Annotated in this window: 13 protein-coding genes; 5 read left to right on the top strand and 8 right to left on the bottom strand. The window is 57.6% G+C overall.

Annotated elements, in window-relative coordinates:
* Positions 1–32 precede the first annotated feature (32 nt).
* Positions 33–521, bottom strand: coding sequence for a DUF3015 domain-containing protein (locus NDJ82_RS08175; protein WP_099584757.1), 489 nt, complete (start codon positions 519–521; stop codon positions 33–35).
* 267 nt (positions 522–788) lie between these two features.
* Between NDJ82_RS08175 and NDJ82_RS08170 the strand changes: the two genes are divergently transcribed.
* Positions 789–3,230: a Lon protease family protein gene (locus tag NDJ82_RS08170; protein ID WP_099584758.1), complete on the top strand. Its 2,442-nt coding sequence runs from the start codon at positions 789–791 to the stop codon at positions 3,228–3,230.
* Between the two features lie 490 nt (positions 3,231–3,720).
* The gene (locus tag NDJ82_RS08165; RefSeq protein WP_191959269.1) at positions 3,721–4,038 is read left to right on the top strand and encodes a PA4575 family protein; all 318 of its coding nucleotides are present in this window, start codon (positions 3,721–3,723) and stop codon (positions 4,036–4,038) included.
* Between the two features lie 6 nt (positions 4,039–4,044).
* Here NDJ82_RS08165 and NDJ82_RS08160 read toward each other — a convergent pair whose 3' ends face one another.
* Positions 4,045–5,868 (bottom strand): hypothetical protein, encoded by a 1,824-nt coding sequence (locus NDJ82_RS08160; protein WP_250925285.1) that lies wholly within the window; start codon positions 5,866–5,868, stop codon positions 4,045–4,047.
* A 164-nt stretch (positions 5,869–6,032) separates the two neighbouring features.
* On the opposite strand from NDJ82_RS08160, the gene NDJ82_RS08155 reads away from it, so the two are divergent.
* Positions 6,033–6,521: a TIGR00645 family protein gene (locus tag NDJ82_RS08155; RefSeq protein WP_099584761.1), complete on the top strand. Its 489-nt coding sequence runs from the start codon at positions 6,033–6,035 to the stop codon at positions 6,519–6,521.
* 18 nt (positions 6,522–6,539) lie between these two features.
* On the opposite strand, the gene NDJ82_RS08150 is transcribed toward NDJ82_RS08155, so the two are convergent.
* The 5 genes from NDJ82_RS08150 to NDJ82_RS08130 form a co-directional block, all read right to left on the bottom strand.
* Positions 6,540–7,973: an ArnT family glycosyltransferase gene (locus NDJ82_RS08150; RefSeq protein WP_158877866.1), complete on the bottom strand. Its 1,434-nt coding sequence runs from the start codon at positions 7,971–7,973 to the stop codon at positions 6,540–6,542.
* 115 nt (positions 7,974–8,088) lie between these two features.
* Entirely contained in the window at positions 8,089–9,114 is a 1,026-nt protein-coding gene (locus NDJ82_RS08145; RefSeq protein WP_250925284.1) for a hypothetical protein, read from the bottom strand.
* A 106-nt stretch (positions 9,115–9,220) separates the two neighbouring features.
* The gene (locus NDJ82_RS08140) at positions 9,221–9,475 is read right to left on the bottom strand and encodes a DUF6124 family protein (protein ID WP_094774590.1); all 255 of its coding nucleotides are present in this window, start codon (positions 9,473–9,475) and stop codon (positions 9,221–9,223) included.
* Between the two features lie 348 nt (positions 9,476–9,823).
* Positions 9,824–10,342 carry a cysteine hydrolase family protein gene (locus NDJ82_RS08135; RefSeq protein WP_250925283.1) on the bottom strand — a complete coding sequence of 173 codons (519 nt, stop codon included), beginning with the start codon at positions 10,340–10,342 and terminating at the stop codon, positions 9,824–9,826.
* Between the two features lie 883 nt (positions 10,343–11,225).
* Positions 11,226–12,911: a YfjI family protein gene (locus NDJ82_RS08130; protein WP_250925282.1), complete on the bottom strand. Its 1,686-nt coding sequence runs from the start codon at positions 12,909–12,911 to the stop codon at positions 11,226–11,228.
* A gap of 193 nt (positions 12,912–13,104) precedes the next feature.
* Here NDJ82_RS08130 and NDJ82_RS08125 point away from each other — a divergent pair, with 193 nt between their 5' ends.
* Both NDJ82_RS08125 and NDJ82_RS08120 read left to right on the top strand, forming a co-directional pair.
* Entirely contained in the window at positions 13,105–13,335 is a 231-nt protein-coding gene (locus NDJ82_RS08125; RefSeq protein ID WP_143979032.1) for a helix-turn-helix transcriptional regulator, read from the top strand.
* 486 nt (positions 13,336–13,821) lie between these two features.
* Positions 13,822–14,376, top strand: a complete 555-nt coding sequence (locus NDJ82_RS08120; protein WP_250925339.1) for an inovirus Gp2 family protein — start codon at positions 13,822–13,824, stop codon at positions 14,374–14,376.
* 516 nt (positions 14,377–14,892) lie between these two features.
* On the opposite strand, the gene NDJ82_RS08115 is transcribed toward NDJ82_RS08120, so the two are convergent.
* On the bottom strand, positions 14,893–17,556 hold the full coding sequence (locus NDJ82_RS08115) for an ATP-binding domain-containing protein (RefSeq protein WP_250925281.1): 2,664 nt from the start codon (positions 17,554–17,556) through the stop codon (positions 14,893–14,895).
* Positions 17,557–18,081 lie beyond the last annotated feature (525 nt).

Below are 18,081 nucleotides of genomic sequence, written 5' to 3'. Positions count from 1 at the left end.
CCCGCGCCTGGGGAGGCGCGGGCAGGTCGAGCTTAAGCCTGGGTAGCGTATTTCGCCAGACGGGCATCGCCTTTCAGTACAGCCAGGGTGTTGTTGTGCACGTCTTCAGCGGTCACATCGGCCTTGCTGAAGATTTGTTGGAAGTGTTCGTGAGCCACGGCTGCGAAGTGGTCACGATCTTCTGGCGCAACGCCCAGTACCACGGCGTAGGTGGTCAGTGCTTCGCCATTACCCTTGGCCATGTCTTCGGACAGCTCGTTCATCATGCCATTCATGGCAATCCAGGACTTGCCGCCGTAGGTCAGCGCGCTGTTGGTGCTGCAACCGTTGGTGCCCGAGGTCATGCCGAAGGTGGCGTTGCCCGAGGTGCCGTTGGTGGTGGAAGCCAGGAAGTGGGCTGGAGTACCGCGCTGGCCTTCGAACAACATGTTGCCCCAACCGCAGTTCGGGCCACCTGGTGCTTCTGCCATTGCATTGAGGGAGACGACGGTGAAGAGAGTACCGAGAAGGATCCGTTTCATAGCTTTGTTCTCTTTGTGTGCAAACCAATGGACAAGGGTTCAGGCACTTCATAGCGCCCTAGGGATCGGTTATTAGTCCAACCCGCGCAGTTTGGAGTTTAGGCACGTTCCAAGGGTTCCGTGTGTTTTTATAAAACAATCAGAGATGTCGCGATTTTTTTGTAGGACGCATTCCGTGTCTACGCTTTCCCACAGGCTCGCCTTGCCAGAGCGCGCAACGGAGAGCCAGAATGCCGTCATCTGCCCCGCCTGATGTAAGGAAGCCCGATGCCTGATCCTGTTGCTGCCAGCCTGCGTCTAGCGCCCGAAGCGCTGACTCGCCCTTTCTCCGCTGAACAGTTCAGCTTCTCGACCACCAATGATTTGGAGCCCTTTCGCGGTGTGCTTGGCCAGGAACGCGCAGTTGAAGCGTTGCAGTTCGGTGTGGCCATGCCACGTCCCGGTTACAACGTATTTGTCATGGGCGAGCCGGGTACCGGCCGTTTTTCGTTCGTCAAACGCTACCTGAAAGCTGAAGGCAAGCGCCTGCAGACCCCGTCGGACTGGGTCTATGTGAATAATTTCGACGAGCCGCGCGAACCCCGTGCCCTGGAATTGCCAGGCGGTGCGGCGGCAGCCTTCATTGCCGATATCAATGGCTTGGTCGATAACCTGGTGGCCACCTTCCCGGCGGTCTTCGAGCACCCGACTTATCAACAGCGCAAAAGCGCCATCGACCGCGCCTTCAACCAGCGTTACGACAAGGCCCTGGACGTGATCGAGCGTCTGGCCCTGGAAAAGGACGTGGCGCTGTACCGCGACAGCACCAACATTGCATTCACGCCGATGCTCGACGGCAAGGCGCTGGACGAAGCCGAGTTTTCGCAGCTGCCGGAAGTGGATCGCGAGCGTTTCCATACGGATATTTCCGAGCTGGAAGAGCGCCTCAACGAAGAGTTGGCCAGCCTGCCGCAGTGGAAGCGTGAGTCCAACAACCAACTGCGTCAGTTCAACGAAGAAACCATCACCCTGGCCCTGCAACCTTTGCTGGCGCCACTGTCGGAAAAATACGCCGAGAACGCAGCTGTCTGCGGTTATCTGCAGGCCATGCAGGTGTACCTGCTCAAAACTGTGGTCGAGCAATTGGTCGACGACGCCAAGACCGACGCCCAGGCCCGCAAGCTGCTCGAAGAGCAATATTGCCCGAGCCTGGTGGTGGGTCACCCCGTCAACGGTGGCGCACCGGTGGTATTTGAGCCGCACCCGACTTACGACAACCTGTTCGGCCGTATCGAGTACAGCACCGACCAGGGCGCGCTCTACACCACGTATCGCCAACTGCGGCCGGGCGCCTTGCACCGTGCCAATGGCGGGTTCCTGATCCTTGAAGCCGAAAAAATGCTCAGCGAGCCGTTCGTGTGGGACGCCCTCAAGCGTTCCCTGCAATCGCGCAAGCTGAAGATGGAATCGCCCCTGGGCGAGCTGGGCCGCCTGGCGACGGTGACCCTGAACCCGCAGATGATCCCGTTGCAGGTCAAGGTGATCATCATCGGCTCGCGCCAGTTGTACTACGCGTTGCAGGACGCTGATCCGGACTTCCAGGAGATGTTCCGGGTGCTGGTGGATTTCGACGAAGACATCCCAATGGTCGATGAGAGCCTGGAGCAGTTCGCCCAGTTGCTCAAAACCCGCACATCGGAAGAAGGCATGGCGCCGCTGACCTCGGACGCGGTGGCGCGGCTGGCGACGTACAGCGCACGGCTGGCGGAGCATCAGGGCCGTTTGTCGGCGCGTATTGGTGACTTGTTCCAGCTGGTCAGCGAGGCGGACTTTATCCGTCACCTGGCGGGCGATGAGATGACCGACGCTGGCCATATCGAGCGCGCGCTCAAGGCCAAGGCCACCCGCACCGGCCGCGTGTCGGCACGGATTCTCGACGACATGCTCGCCGGGGTGATCCTGATCGACACCGCGGGTGCGGCCGTGGGCAAGTGCAACGGGCTGACGGTGCTGGAAGTCGGTGACTCGGCGTTCGGCGTGCCGGCGCGGATTTCCGCCACGGTGTACCCGGGCGGCAGCGGCATTGTCGACATTGAGCGTGAGGTCAACCTTGGCCAGCCGATTCACTCCAAAGGCGTGATGATCCTGACCGGTTACCTGGGCAGCCGTTATGCCCAGGAATTCCCGCTGGCGATTTCGGCGAGCATCGCGCTGGAGCAATCCTACGGTTATGTAGACGGCGATAGTGCGTCCCTCGGCGAGGCGTGCACCTTGATCTCGGCGCTGTCGAAAACCCCGCTCAAGCAATGCTTTGCCATCACCGGCTCGATCAACCAGTTTGGTGAAGTGCAGGCGGTGGGCGGGGTCAACGAGAAGATCGAAGGCTTCTTCCGCCTCTGCGAAGCGCGCGGTTTGACCGGTGAGCAAGGGGCGATCATTCCCCAGGCCAACGTCGCCACGTTGATGCTTGATGAGAAGGTGCTGCAGGCCGTACGCGCCGGGCAGTTCCATATCTACGCGGTGCGCCAGGCCGATGAGGCGTTGAGCCTGTTGGTGGGCGAGGACGCGGGTGAGCCGGACGCCGAAGGGCAATTCCCGGAAGGCACGGTGAATGCGCGGGTGGTCGAGCGTTTGCGGGCGATTGCCGAGATGATCAGCGAGGAAGACTTGAAGGAGGCGGAAAAGGAATTGGCGCAGCAGGCGTTGGCTGAAGCGAAACCTGTGAGCTGACGGGTCTCTGTGATGGGCCAGCGTTCTGATGAGCGAACTCTTGTGGTGAACGGACTCTCGTGGTGAGTGGGCATTTGTGGTGAGCAGGCTCATGTGGTGAGCGGGCTTTTGTGGTGAGCGGGCTTGCCCCGCGCTGGGCTGCGCAGCAGCCCCAATAAGGTCACCGCAGAGTGCCAGAATCAATCGCGGTGAAGGTTTTGGGGCCGCTTCGCGGCCCAGCGCGGGCAAGCCCGCTCACCACAAGGACTGCTCACCACAGGGACTGCTCACCACAGGGGATCACCTAACACACGGATTTGCTCGCCACAGATTTGGTGAGGTTGCCAATAAACTGACTCAACCATAGGCGCCCACCACCGTTGGTCTCTACAACCTTGGTTTGTAGCGGTTTTCTTCTATTCTCTGCTTTAGGGATATCCACAGGAGTCGCTGGATAGAAACAGCCTCGCCCCAGGCCGGGCTGAACACCGATCTACCGAGGGTCGCCGCCATGCCGCGCAACCTTTGCCTTACCCGCCAGTGCTTCGGCCTGGTCACCCGTATCGAATGCTCCATTCGCCCTCTCGCGGGGGATAACGGGATGTGGACCGTATTGTTTGCCGCCGGAATGTCCGGTGAACAGCCGTCCACCATCAAGTCCCAGGGCCCGTTTCCTGGACCTTCTGCGGCGCAAACCATTCTGGAGTCCATTGTGGACAGCCTGACCCAGCACGGCTATGAGGTGGCGGGCGACCCGCAGATCTGGTGCCTGCACATGCAGGCCCACCTGCGACAGCTCAATGGCAACCGTGAACCGCTTGCGCTGTAGCGGTGGTCATTTGCTGTCAGGTTTGTCCAGCTTGACCTCGAAGCCGTATTGCACGGTGTTCAGGTCGGTGCGTTGGTAGCTTTCCAGTGCGGTCGGTCGGCCGTAGAAATAATGCACGTCAAACATCGCCGTGCCGTATTCCTCGGCGCGGTGGCTGACCCCCAGAATTTCCTTGAGGTACTGGCCACTGGCGTCCTTGGCGTAGAAGCGCCAGCTGTCGGCGGGGAAGTCTTTTTGATCGACGACCAGCGCGTTGTCCTTGAGCGACAAGCCCTTGGGCAGCTTGGTCACGTCCAACTCGCCTTTCTCGATAGTCGCCAAAAACAGCGGGATCGAGCCCACCACGAACGCCGGGTTTTCCGGGAACAGGTTGAGGTCGTAGGTGAGGGCGCCACGGGCCGGGTTCAGCTCGAACGCTTCGGTCGGCAGCTCGATGGGGTCACCGCGCTCGCCTTTTTCGTCCGCCGTAAAAAAGGTAATCGGCGATACGCTGCTGTTGCGCTCGGCACCCACCAGGTCGTCGTTGAAGGTGAATGGGTGGTCGAACACCACATGCGCGGCACTGGCGTCCTCAACGGACTGGCTGATGCTGACGCTGTTTTTCAGCTGATCTTCGGTCATGGCTGCGTCTTTGAGCCAGCTGGCAGCGCTGTCGTCGTACACGGTGACCGGCATCGGCAAGGCTTGTACGGTCTTTTCCAGGCTGTTCTTGTCGAAGCGCAGCACTGGCAGTTCAAGGTCCTTGCGGGTGACGGACGCCGTAGAGAAGTCCATCACGTTGACCTGCAGGTTATCGATCAGGCCGTTGAAGTACACCTTGGCGTAATGACTGCCCTGTTTGTGTTCGAAGGCTTTCTGTTCATCCGTGAGCTGTTTTTCGAACCCTTGCGACCAGGCCTTCTGCTTTTGCATCTCAGCCAGTTGTTTCTCGTAGAACGCCACTTGCGCAGCGCTCTCGTTGATCGAGCCTGCGCGCGTGAGGAATTGGCCTGTACTGTCCCGCGCTTGCACCAGCAGAGGGTTCGGCGACTCGTCGCCGACTTGCGGTGCCAGCGGCGCGCTGTTGGTCAGCTCGATTTCCGCGTAGTTCTTCTCCAGCAGCAGCAAGTTGAGCGTAATAGTGCCTTCGGTGCGCTTGTGGCCCACGTCCTTTTTCGACAGATCAAACGTCAGCACCTTGCCCGGCGCGATGACTTCGACCGCGCCTTTGAGCGTGACGGGCTGCGGTTGGCTCTTGTTTTCCGTCTCGATACCGTCGATGAAGGGGTAGGTCACCGTCAGGTCATCGGGGTTGGTCAGGTTGGAGCTGCTGGGGCTTAACTGAATGCCGGGGTCGGTTTCCGACCATTCTGGCTGGAAGGGCACGACTTTGTTGTTGCTCAAGGTGACCGACTGCCACTCCAGACCATGGGGGAAGGGGAATTGGTCGGGCATGTTGAAACTGAACGGGAAGACCGGTTGCAGATCCGTCAGGTAATCGGAATGGGAGGTCTTGCGCAGCACGAACAGGCCATTGATGTAGGTGTCCACCAGCGCCTGGGGCGTTGGGTAGTGCTTGAGCAAGGCGAGGGTGTCTTCGCCGTACTCGGCTTCGATGGGCTTGGTGGCCAGCTTGACTCGCGCCCGTTCCAGCAATAACAGCGAACCGCCGAGGTCGGCGATGGCGTCGCGCAGTTTGGGGTCTTGGATGCTGTCGAGGGACTGCTCGAACGTGGCGGTTTTCTCTTCGAGCGTCGCCTGTTTCTGCTCGTCGCTGGGAGAGCAGCCGCTGGCCAGCAGCAATGCCGTGCACAGGCCGATGCTGGCCAAAGGGGATCGCACATCCATCATCTGAGTTTCTTCCTGTCCGACATCATCGAGCCGAGTTTAGGGGCTCGACACTAGCAGAAAAATTCTCTTACAGATGCCGCCTGGGTCAGTTTTCTCGTGCTTACAGGTGTCTTGTAGCGGCTGGTATACTCGCCGCCATTTTTAGCCAAGCTGTGTGAGATCCCATGGAACGCTTTATCGAAAACACTATGTACGCTTCACGCTGGCTGCTGGCGCCGATCTACCTGGGGCTGTCCCTGGGTTTATTGATCCTGGCGCTGAAATTCTTCCAGGAAATCATTCACGTGATTCCCAACATTTTTTCCATGCTGGAAGCGGAAGTGATCCTGCTGCTGCTGTCGTTGATCGACATGGCGCTGGTGGGTGGCTTGCTGGTGATGGTGATGATTTCCGGCTACGAGAACTTCGTGTCGCAGCTGGATATCGATGAAAACAAGGAAAAGCTCAACTGGCTGGGCACCATGGACTCTTCCTCGCTGAAGATGAAAGTGGCGGCGTCCATCGTGGCGATTTCCTCGATCCACCTGCTGCGCATCTTCATGGACGCCAAGAACGTCGATCCCGATCACCTGATGTGGTACGTGATCATCCATATGACCTTCGTGGTCTCGGCCTTTGCCATGGGCTATCTGGACAAGCTCACCAAGCACTGATCCCGCCGTGCGCTGGCCTTACTGCTCGATGAAGTAGTAAGGCTGGCGACCGATCTTCATCTCTTTGATCACCGTGACCTTCCCGCTCAGTTGGCGGGTGTTGTCCAGCAATGCAATGTTGCCGGGCTTGGCCGTGAGAAAGCTGTGTAACTGCGCTTCGGTTTGCAGGATCGGCAAGTAGGCCTGTAGATAGAACACGCTCGCCCCGGCAATGCGTTCATTGGGCTGGAACATCACCACATCCCTACCTTCGGTTTGAAACGCCCTGGCCTGACTGATCACCGGCACGAAAGACTCACGCTTGTCTGCTTTGGGGGCGAACCAGAACGCAGCCATCAGGTAGCTGGCAATTGCCAGGCTGAATGCACTGATGATCACGCCCCGGTGGTAGCGGTACAGCGCTGGCTTGTGTGCCTTGAGCCACTCCAACAGCACCCCTGCATATTCTGCGGCGAGCACCGCAGCGGCCGGGGTCAGAGCCATCAGGTAAACCGTGCGCTTGCTGGAAGCCAGGGTCAGCAGGGTGAACTGCGCCACCAGCCACACGCTGAAAAACAGACGATATCGGTTGTGTACCAGGCTTTTTCGAAAGTGCCACAGGCCCAGGTACACGAGGATATTCCAGGGTAGAAACGCCTCTGGCAGCTTCGCGATGTAGTAGTAGAACGGCTCGTAATGCCCGGCCTCGACAAACGAACCGCTGAAGCGCCCAACGCTGTTGGTCCACAACACTTCGCCGACCGCCTGCATCCCGCCACGTTGAAACAGAAACCCCAGCCAGATCAGCAGCGGCACCAAAGCCAGTAGCGTGAACAACGCCGGCTTAAGCCAGTCGCCGATGCGCAGGCGTTTATCCATCAGGCTGGTGCTGGCCAAGTACACAAAGATCACGATGCCCGGCAACGCCAGCCCCAACACGCCTTTGCTCAGGGTGGCGATCACCATGCCGGCGGTAAACAACGCCCAGGCCCACACACTGGAACCTTCGCGCTCGGGCCGCAGAGCCTGGTAAAACCCAAGCAATGCCATGGTCACGCCGAGGCTGAGCAGTGAATCCTCACCCACACCGCGCACATTGCCCCAATAACTGGCCATGGTCGCCAGGATCAGCGCGGCGCTGAACGCCAGCGTCTGCGGCCGCCCGAAGCGACGCAGCATCCCATACAGCAGCATCACGCTGAACAACCCGGCAAACGCCGAAGCCAGGCGCACCGCCCCGGTGCTGGCGCCGAACAAACGAATCGCGCCGGCGTCCAGCCACAGGCTCAGGGGAGGTTTTTCCAGGAAAGGCTCTTGAAACAGGCGCGGCACCACCCAGTCATTGTCCAGGTGCATCGCCATGGCAATTCCGGACACCCGGGCCTCGGTGGAGCCCTGCAGCTCGTGGTTGCCAAGGGCGAAAAAGAACAACAGACCAGCAAGCAAGAGCAGCAGGGGGGCGGGACGCGTCATGGAATCTGGCTACCGGGGCATGAGACCGATCGGGCGATCGGTCATGGGTAGTCAAGGAGTATACGAGCGCGATTCTTAACCTTTGGTGAATGGTTGTGGGGTTTTCTCGGGCGCATCAGGGCAGTTTCAACCTGGGCACTGCCGCTTTGCCTTGTTCGGTCAGCACCGGTTCCAACTGCTCCCAGGTGAAGGTCAGGTCGTTGTCGCAACCGTCACCATTGGCCGGCGTGGCGAGCCGCAGGCCCTGGGTGTTGAAGCTCAGGTCAAAGCTGGAGTAATCGGTAATCGCGGGGCAGCCCTCGTCGGTGCTGGTTTGCTTGGCCAGCCAGGTGCTGAAGGCGGCCGGCAGCTTCAAGTGCCCGGAATAGGCGTCGTACCACTGCTGATGGCCGCCGAACCAAGTCCAGGGGTCCACACTCTCGCCGGTTTGCAGATTCCAGGAGTGCAGCCCCCAACTGATGCCCCTGGCGCCTGTGCCCGCGGCCCAGCGGTAGAACCGCACGGTAATGAATTGCGACGACCAATAGCTAGGCTCAACCTCGATTTCACTGGTATAGGCCGAGCCGTTTCGACCCAGGTATTCACGCCGTTCATGAAAGTAGTCGGTTAGATCATCGTCATTGACGGCCAGAGCGGCGAGTTGCTGATTGATCTTCTGCACCGCCGGGCCGTCGCCCTCCAGCTTGAGCGTGACGCGGGGGCCCTGAGTCTTGAGTTGGTAGGCATGGTTTTCGAAAGTCTTCTTCTCGGTCTTGATAGGCAGCGGCGCGGCTTCCAGGGGCGCGTTATAGGCATCGCTGCCGCAGCCGTCCGTGGCAATGCGGCGTAAAGCCAGCGGCAGCGGCGTGCCGCCGGTGGTTTTACTCCAGGCACCAGAAAGGGCATCGCCTTGAGGTTTTTGCAGGGCCCAGAAACCGGTGTTGCCTTCCTCCACCCAGGGAGCGTTGTCGTTGGCCTGAGTCAATTGGATAGGGGTACGAATGCGCTGGTAGTAATAACTGCCATGCTCCCCGTCGGCACCGTTGAAACAGACGGTGATCGCGGACTTGCCCAAAGTACCTTGCCAAACCCCGGCCAGCTCGGCAGCGGTGGCGAGTAAGGGCATGACAGAGAGGGCGATGACGGCGAAGGGCTTGAGCACGGGTATCTGACTTCCGATTGTCTGATAAAGGCCGTCAGGGTAATGGGAAGTGTGAGGGGATGCCAGCGGGCGAGAAACGGTGAGGTGCCTCGCCCGGTTTCGTGTTTTAGGGTTGTGGCGGATGGGTAGTGAATGGCTGGGTGTTCAAGACTCGTTCGACCAGTAGCTCACCCAGAACGATCAATTGCTGAGCGGCGAGCAGCTTGTGGCGGTGCGCGCCTTCAAGCTCAAAAGCCAGGTCGGTGGTCATCGCGTTGAGAGAGGCGAGGGTTTCGCTGGCTTGGATTAGCAGGGTTTCGGGGTGGATATTTTCGGCGAGGGTGAAGAGGGTGGTTGGGGGATTGGGGGTGATTTTTTTCATGGCTGAAACTCCTTGATTGATGGAGTCGCCAGACATCGCTGCTAAACGAAAAGGGTGGCGACCGTACGCGGGTTAGCAGACCAGGAATCAAGGAACCCGGCGCACCCGAAAGTGCCCCACGCACAGCCGCCATGATACGAACCAGCGGATGCTGAAAGCATCGCTCGAACGGATGGTGGCTTTGCAGGCCTTGATATTAACCGAGCTGCTAAACCCGGTCGCTGATTTTGCAGCGACCGGGGGAGGCTAGGCTTGTTGGCTGGAGTGCGCTAGTTCATCAACAGCGCGGCATCTTGCGGGAAAATTCCGAAGCCCGGCCCTGTTGACCTCTCCCGTCGTCAGGTTCTGCTAAAAGCTCCAGTCCTCAGCCCGAACCAACTGGCAGAACGGCCCATTGAGCGTGGCGTTGTGATGAGCCACGATGGCCTCGGCTTTCATCAAGGGCGTATCAGAACAGGTATGACCGTCGGCGATAAGTACCGCATCGAAGCCAAGATCACGCGCGGCACGGCAGGTGCTGTCGACGCAGTATTGCGTTTTCATCCCCGTGACCACCACGCCGGTGGCGCCGCTGGAGCGCAGATTGTCAGCCAGGTCAGTCATCGAAAAAGCGTTAGGCCGACGCTTTTCGAACACCACTTCCCCACCTAGCAACTTCAGTTCCTGTGCAACCTGCGTAAGCGGGCTGCCAGGTTCGATCGGCGAGCCAGCGGGGCCGATATGACGCGCAAGAAAAATCGGCGCCCCTGCGCTGCGGGCCTTGTCCATCAGGGTGTTGAGCGTTTCCAACAGCTCGGCGCAGCGCCAGGGCTTTTCCGGGCCGTGGATGAGTCCGACTTGGATATCGAGTATCAACAGGGCGTACATGGGTGCATCTCCTTGCGTGTGAACCAGCGACACAAGGACACAAAAAAAGGCCCTGTCCATCGCTGGCGGGCCTTTGAAGTGTTCGTTGGTTATTGGCTCACGACACCTCGCACGCTCCGCTTGAAGCGGTCGTGGTGGTGGTGGTGGTTGTGGTGAGGCAATGGGTAGTCATGGGGTGACGCTAGCATTGTGGGTGGTGGAATGCTAGGCACAAAAAAAGACGTCCGTGGACGTCTTTAGATGAGCCGGGGTAATCTGAACAGGTAGAGTAAGTTGTTGATATTGAAATAAAATGACGGTTTTGTTTTTTGCCTGGAATGCCATTTGGAATGCCAATGACATTTGCTTGGTACCCTGGGGCGTCTTGATAGGGTGCGATTGCTATACCGCCCTCTCTGCTACTTATCAGGCTTTAGCTGGTAAGTGAAGCGCTGAGGCTGAGCAGGAAAGTCGCCCTCCGAGATTGTGTCATTTTCATTTCTCGGTGACTTGCAGCGGTATCCCTTCCAGTCATACCGCTGAGGGCTAAATGGACTAGATAGACGTTTCTTCTCACGTAAATATCTTCCTCAGGGTGAACGGCTTCCGCTGAGGTCGGTGCTTTCTTTTTCCGCCGCTCGAGTCGGACCTGTTAGCCATTTTTCATGGGGGCGGCTCCTATTTGATGCAAAGGCTATCTGGAGGTCAGATCCGTTTTCGCCAAGCCTCTCATTGATACATGTTATAACGTAACCTTTAACTCTAATTTTTTAATCTCGTGCATAACCGTGACAATCGCGCGCGATTCCCCATTGCTGTGCCGGCTTGCGCATGGAGCTCCCAGTCTGTGTTCTGGTTCTCTTTAGCTCAGCGAGGGGGATGTTTTCCAGCTACAGCTTACCCGCTAATCGCGGATTTTGATGAAGTAGCTCGGCTGAGCCCCAAACCCGCTCCTTACCTCAGGCTTCCAATACTCTTGTTCGCTGAACAGAGGAAGCTCCTTGATAGTGAGCGTTTCGCCGTTCTTCAGTTCAGGTTCTCCTCTTTTGAGCAGGATCGATTCTTGGAACCGGTAGCGGCCTCCTTCCTTGGCGATATGTCCCAGCTTGGTCAGCAGTTCAATGGCTGCCTCCAAACGCTCAGTATTGGCCCGTCCCCTGAGACTACTGGGGCCGTACTGTTTTACCTGGGTTAGTGTGAAAGTGGTTCGTTGCCCTGTCATCAGATCGTTAGGTGGCGTCGATGAGAGGCGCGTGTTGGGTGAGGGGTCGTTTCTGTTCCTGTTTGTAGGTCTGTCTGCGAGAGGGCTTTCTTTGTGGGCGGTTTTCAGTAGGTAGTGTGCCAGTTGGTTCGCATCCGTCACGAGCTGCGGCTCGTTGGCCAAGTGCTCGATGAAGTGCTTTGAGCAGTTCTGAGCGAACTTCCAGCAGAACTCCAGGGTAAGGTAGTCGATCTCGATATCGCTGTCTGAGGTGCGCTCGAACGTATGTAGGATGGCCGCCAGACGGCTCGTGTTTTCCAGCAACTTGGAAGCGTGATCCTTAGCGTAGTGGTATAGGCCGTTTTCCTGCATTTGTTGTTCGAGTTGCCGACTGTACTGATACCAGAGATTTGCGGCCGGCTCCGAGAAACGTAGTACTTGGCGATCAGGCGAAACGGAGGGGGCCAAGCATTCGCGGATGCGGGCATTGAAGGCCTGTAGGCGAGGCAGTTCAGATAGTTTTTGATCGGTACGTTGGCCAGCCATTGAGCGGGGCTTGGCGACCAGGAAGCGGGCGAGAAAGCCCGTGCCGCGAGCCTCCTCCCCGCGCCTGCCCATGAAGCGCGCGATCACGCTAGGTTGTGCCATTAGTGACAAGGTGAGGCGGGCATTTTGGAGAATGAAGCCTTCTCTGGAAATGCGATCGACGATAACGCTGCTGCCATCCCAGAGAGTATTGATTTTGTCGAGCTCACCCAAGGCCTTGCCGCTGAAAATACTGTTGGCTTCGCTAGTCAGCAGGCAGCCATTGGGCGTGTTTTCGTAAAGCATCTGCACAAGGGCCTGCGGGGTGGTGTCTTCATAAAGGAACTTGCCCGAGCGGGCTGATTGCGGTTGAGCTCTTACATGCTCAGCGACAGTCTCCAGGGCTGCGCGCGTGGCGGCGTCGTCGTCTTGGGCTGCGTATTTGCTGTACATACGCTCCAGGTGTCTCTTGCGCGTGCTCCATAGCTGCTGTTCGACCCGATGCTCCACTAAGGCGACCTCGTAGGCTCGATGCGCTACATCATTCAGGTCGTTAATCGCCTCGAAAAAATTGTTCTGTGTGGTGGTCTTGCGTTCACCGGAGTCCGCGATGGTCAGCAGCATCAGTGAGGTTGGCACTTGGTGTCCGGTTGGCATTCGTATATCGATACGTTTCTGGCAAGCGGTGGCCATGGCCCCGAAGGCGCACATCATTGCCATTTCTCGGGAAACCTGCAGCTCTCGGGCAGCCTCAGTTACAGCGGCCTCTACCAAGCTGTGCTCGCGGAAACAGGGCCAGCCGTTCTGGTAGGTAATTGGTTCACTGCCAATGGCTTCAAGTTCTTCATCATATGTATTGATCATTTTTACCCGCTATTTCCGCTAGCCTATAGCGAAAATAGCAGACTATTTGAATTACTTCCTTATCTGGTTTTAACGAGCATGAGGTGGGGCATGTATTTCCCCCAGCTCGATTGGGACGCGGATTGAATCGCGGCTCTGCGCGGTTTTTTTATACGTCCCCTGCACATCCTCTGAGCCACAGAGGAGCCTGCTCATGCGAATCATCCGTCTGAAGGAAGTCATCGACTCGACAGGTCTTGCCCGGTCGACCATCTACAAATACATCGCGGAAGGCACCTTCCCGAAACCGGTATCTCTGGGCGACCGCTGCGTCGGCTGGGTCGAGAGCGAGGTGCACGATTGGATCTTGGCAAGGATTGAGGAGCGTGATCTGACCGAGAGCTCTGCAGTGAGGTCTACAGGTCACCTGAGCATGGCCCGTTAAAAGCCAGCATAACCGCCATGACCAGTTATGGCTGGTCATGGCGATTATGCTAGGTAGGCTGAAGTCCCACGTCGGACGCCCCAGTAGGCCGAGCAAAGCGATGGTTTATTTCCGGAGTAGATACCCTGAAGAAATTCACGGAGTGGCCGTGAAAAGGCATTCCGCGATCACGGTGCAGTCGAGAACATCATCTGCGGCACGAGTATTATGCTTTTACTAGCTATTCCCACCGGTAGGGTGCACCGCGTTGCTGATGCGGGTTGCAGGCACTGACCACTGCATATCCAGCGAGGGATCAAGAGCACTAGGAGATAACGGTTAAAAATTCCACATGATGAAGATCGGTATGAAACTCACCCAGGAGTCATACCCATGCTTCGTCATCCAGGTAACACAAACCTCCACCTGTACCGCCAACCGACCTACCGTGGTCTGTCCTTGATGGTCGGCAAGGGGCCATTTGTAGAAGAGTAACTATTTCGTCTCCTGCGTGTTATCGAGCTGGCACTGGCCCAGTATCCGAGGGTCATGGCATTCAGGGTGGACCTAAACCTGCCGAAGGATATCGATCTGTCCAACTACGCAGATACCAACAAGGTCATCAGCAGATTCATCGAGTCCTTTGGCTCCAAGATCGAACACCACCGAAGTCAGCTGCGTGAGCAAAAGAAGGACACTCGTAGTTGCAGGGTCCGTTATGCCTGGGCAAGGGAGGTTGGAATGAAGGGAAGGCCGCACTACCACCTGGTATTCCTGCTGAATCATGATGCTTATCACAGGCCGGGGCGGCTGCAATCTACGAGGCGAAATCTCGTTGCGCGCCTGCAGGAGGCTTGGGCCAGCGCTTTGCGGCTATCGGTCGATCAAGTCGGTGGACTGGTGAATATCACCGACGATGCCACGTATAGAATCTACCGGGACGTCCCCGACGGCAAGATGGATGAGCTACCGGAGTTATTTCTGCGGTCCAGCTACCTATGCAAGGGAGCTACGAAGTCCTACGGGGATAATCATCATGGGTTCGGAAGCAGCAGGGGCTAATTGCCTACCCGTGAGGTCTGGCTCCATCGTATCAACACGTTACGGGAGGCTGCCTGCCAGTTACGGCGCTAGTAGGTTGCGGTACTACGAGCGCTGATGGCTGATCAAAGTAAGCGTCCGCCCAACTCACCTTGCGTAAGTCAGGCCGGCATCCACTGATGCGGTAGCAACTGCCCGATTTCACTGGCCCGCTGTGTCGGCAGTCGGTGAGGGATAACATCTAGCTCGACGTCAATGGAGGACTGAAATGGCAAGCGGGACTCGACCGATGCGAAAGCAGCTATGCAGGCTGACATTGCATGGGGCGAGCTGATGATCGAGTGGATGGAGAAGCAGGAAAGCCTGGTTGAAACGTGAGAGGCAACCCAAGGATCGTGAGCCGATGGGCTGCGGCATTACGATGCGCCGGGCCCATGAGCGATGACCGTCTTGTTTTGATGCCCAGCTCCATCTCTTAAGGTTAATGCGACCTCTCAGCCCACCTGCAGGAAATGGGCTGCCAGGCTTAACCCACGATCACCACCAGTGCGTGGCTACGAATGGACGGATATTTTCCAGTCTTGCCGGCAGCTCCCCATGGCATACCATGCCCAGGTAGGTGGCGGCCCGGGTAGCCCCGACATACAAGAAGCGTTCGAACAACCCCGGGTTAGCCTCAGCGAGGCCATCGACTCCGACGAAGAACACAGCTTCAAATTCGAGGCCCTTGATGTGCTGGACGTCGAATACCCGGATGTCTGACTGATTGCCCAAAGATTGGCCGTCCGCGCATGGAGTGGCTCGCAGGCTGATCTGTTCCAGCTTCTTGGTAAGCGTATCCGCCATCGGCCGGACGTGATCTTCTGAGGTGACCAGTACCGCGATGGTCGGAATGTTCTCACCTTTGGAACGCATCCGCGCATCGATCTCGATGATGCGATCCGCGACCCAAGTGGACGCGTCGTCTTCACTCAGGTGCTCACCTAGCACGGGCTGGACGCCTTCGTGGTTAGAGTGCTCTGGCAGGGTGCCGACAGCTTCTGTATCTCCCTGCATGAGATCGAGAAGTTTGATAGCAAAGGTGTTCAGCAGCCGACTTTGACGGTAGACAGTGTTGATTCGCCGAGGCTTGAGGCGCGGGGAAATCCACTCAAGCTGGTCAATGCGTTTCAGGCCATGTCCGGTGATTCGCTGGTTGAAGTCACCACACGCGAAGAACGATTCGGTCGACAGGTCAGTCAGGCTTTCCATACAGGCAAGCTGAAGGGTAGAGAAGTCAGTCGCTTCATCGACCAGCACTTGGTGCAGGAACTGGTCAGAAATCTTGGCTAGCTCTGCGAAGCGCGGATCATCAAGGTATCGTCTCACGAACTCCTGCCGAATGAGTTCGCGCGCTGACCGGAGCATCAGGAGCAGGATAGCGTCCAGCTCGGTCTCGTCGATGTGCGCGGGGGTGTCAGGCTTCTGGTAGTCATAGAGTTCAAGTGCGAGGCACTCTCGGCGGAACGCGCGATAGCTCGTAGGGACTTCCAGAACGTAACGTTTCCACGCATTCCTGAACCGCCGCAGAGCGTTCTGGAAGCACATTTCGCGACCCAGCGTTTTCAGCCATTCAGCTGGCGGAACCCTATCTCCGAGCCAGTCACGAATCCGGGCTGCCCGACTCGACTTCCCAAGGCTGCCGTTTCGATACAGGGTGCGCGCGTGGCTCTGCAGGAACTGCTGATACGCCTGAAACGCCCTGCGCTCCGCAGTGTGGTTAGGTGTGCTCGTGCCATCGGTGCCAGTGTCGTCGTCGAACTCTTCACCTTCTTCGATTTCATCCTCGCTTTGCCCCAGGCTTTCGAGGACGGTAGCGAGCTCAACGAAAACAGATTTATTCCTGTTGTAGAGCAGGCTACCTTGCTGCTGGATAAGCTTGTCGGTCGTCTTGCGGCTGGTTTTGAGCAGCGGCTCGATCCTCGCCTCGATTCTGTTCCAGATCGCGTATGCACCGAGCAACCCCTCGGGACTCAGTTCATCTACCGTGGTGAGCAGCTCTTCCACGACTGGATCCGAGAGGTTCGGCGCCGAATCTTTCAGGAGGCCAGCGCCCTCCCTGAGTGAGCTGAGCAGACGGTTTTGGTGATACGCCTTAAAGTCGGCAAACCATTGACGAGGATCATCACTGACCGAAAAGCTGGAGTAGCGGCGATCCTCCTTGAGAATGCAGCTACCGCTATTGCCGGTTCTCAGAATGCCAAATGTTGACCTGGCCAGATCATGCCGACGCTTGTTCCAGGTTTTGATGTGATCGTCAGACGCGGGAACATTCTCCCGGTTGAATGCCTCTTTGACGTAGTGCTTCAACAGGTCGGAGGGTGTGAACATCATCCAGCGTTGGCGGTTTGTCGATGATCCAAGCAGCCGTTGCTCATCTGGGCTTAATGCCTGCACGTCGAGTTTCTGCCCAAGGCGTTTGACCAATGTTGTGGTTTTGCCGGTACCTGGAGGGCCGAGAATGATCAGCTGATGATCAATCGACAGCCGGAAAATTTCGTCCTGGATTTTGTCGAGAATGGCCTGGTCTCGCAAAGCCATGGCTCTGCGTATTTCATGGACTACACCCTCCCGGATTTTCTCTTCCTCAGATGCGCCGTCCAGCATCGCAAGGAATGCATTGTCGTCGACGGGCTGAACGAGCTTTCGAAGGGAAGCGATTGTCTGTGGAGTTGCACGCTGGCGGCGCCAAATGCTATCGATGGCATCCCAAACGTCGTCTCTCTTTAGAGGCTTCAGCTCCAGCTTTTCGAGAATACGATAGCCTTTCTGCTTCCCAGCAACCTCAAGCTCGACACTTTCTCCAACATCGAAGACGGCCAGGCGGCCGATAGGTGTACGGTAGCCCGCCAGCATTGTCCCTTTGACCGTGATGTTGGTCGTGCGGCAGATATAGTAGGTGACCACCTCGCCTTCGTCAGTCTCGGCAACCACACGTGAGACTGCAGGTTCGCGGACGAGGCTGAGCAACGATTTGGTTGTGGCGTCACTAATAGATGCGATTTTGGCTACCGCTGCAGTGTTGGTGAACGTGTTGATCACTGCCAGGGCGTCGGACGCCTCACCGCTACGTGCCGCTAGAAGTCGCGCTGCACCATCCTCAATCTTGTGAAAGGTTTCCAGTGCCTCAGTCGCAACGTCGTGGGCATCACTGAAACTCATTGAGGCTCTCCTTGTTTCAATTGGGCATCGCCTGGCCGGCCAGGCGTGTCACAGTCCGTGTCCTGTGCTCAGGGTGGTGATGTTCTGTGGCTGACCCAGATGCTAAATCCTGGCGGCTTGAGTTGCCAGCAGATTGCCATGATAACCAACGAATTATCGGTGAGAAGAAGGTTTGGATTTGGCGTATGAGCCATGAAAACGCGCTATGCAATCACAATCCGGTGCGCAGTGCTGAATTCAGCACGGGCCACTCCAGCCCAGCGGTTAACGTTCTGCCCTACGCGTGCTAAATCTGAATGGCATACGTGGCAAGTCCCATCCATGACGTTTCCTGGCCGACTTGAAACCTCAACATGGTTTGGCAAGTGCGGAGCGGAACGATCACCCTTTCCAAGGCTATTGATGGTCAGCAGCATGGCTGCTGATCATCGTGCGCGTGAGCCTAATGTCGTACCCGTGCTAGCAGGCGATGTCCCAGGCTGAAGAGTCTTAACCAGGCCAAGGTTGGGCCGCCGTTCAAGGAGG

This window comes from Pseudomonas sp. SR18, from assembly GCF_023701505.1.
GTDB lineage: Bacteria > Pseudomonadota > Gammaproteobacteria > Pseudomonadales > Pseudomonadaceae > Aquipseudomonas > Aquipseudomonas cyclaminis.
This window is presented reverse-complemented; position numbering and strand designations above follow the sequence as displayed.

Excerpts from the sequence above, each read along its gene's own strand:
- NDJ82_RS08175 (WP_099584757.1), bottom strand. The coding sequence starts at position 521 with ATGAAACGGATCCTTCTCGGTACTCTCTTCACCGTCGTCTCCCTCAAT.
- NDJ82_RS08170 (WP_099584758.1), top strand. The coding sequence starts at position 789 with ATGCCTGATCCTGTTGCTGCCAGCCTGCGTCTAGCGCCCGAAGCGCTG.
- NDJ82_RS08165 (WP_191959269.1), top strand. The coding sequence starts at position 3,721 with ATGCCGCGCAACCTTTGCCTTACCCGCCAGTGCTTCGGCCTGGTCACC.
- NDJ82_RS08160 (WP_250925285.1), bottom strand. The coding sequence starts at position 5,868 with ATGATGGATGTGCGATCCCCTTTGGCCAGCATCGGCCTGTGCACGGCA.
- NDJ82_RS08155 (WP_099584761.1), top strand. The coding sequence starts at position 6,033 with ATGGAACGCTTTATCGAAAACACTATGTACGCTTCACGCTGGCTGCTG.
- NDJ82_RS08150 (WP_158877866.1), bottom strand. The coding sequence starts at position 7,973 with ATGACGCGTCCCGCCCCCCTGCTGCTCTTGCTTGCTGGTCTGTTGTTC.
- NDJ82_RS08140 (WP_094774590.1), bottom strand. The coding sequence starts at position 9,475 with ATGAAAAAAATCACCCCCAATCCCCCAACCACCCTCTTCACCCTCGCC.
- NDJ82_RS08135 (WP_250925283.1), bottom strand. The coding sequence starts at position 10,342 with ATGTACGCCCTGTTGATACTCGATATCCAAGTCGGACTCATCCACGGC.
- NDJ82_RS08130 (WP_250925282.1), bottom strand. The coding sequence starts at position 12,911 with ATGATCAATACATATGATGAAGAACTTGAAGCCATTGGCAGTGAACCA.
- NDJ82_RS08125 (WP_143979032.1), top strand. The coding sequence starts at position 13,105 with ATGCGAATCATCCGTCTGAAGGAAGTCATCGACTCGACAGGTCTTGCC.
- NDJ82_RS08115 (WP_250925281.1), bottom strand. The coding sequence starts at position 17,556 with ATGAGTTTCAGTGATGCCCACGACGTTGCGACTGAGGCACTGGAAACC.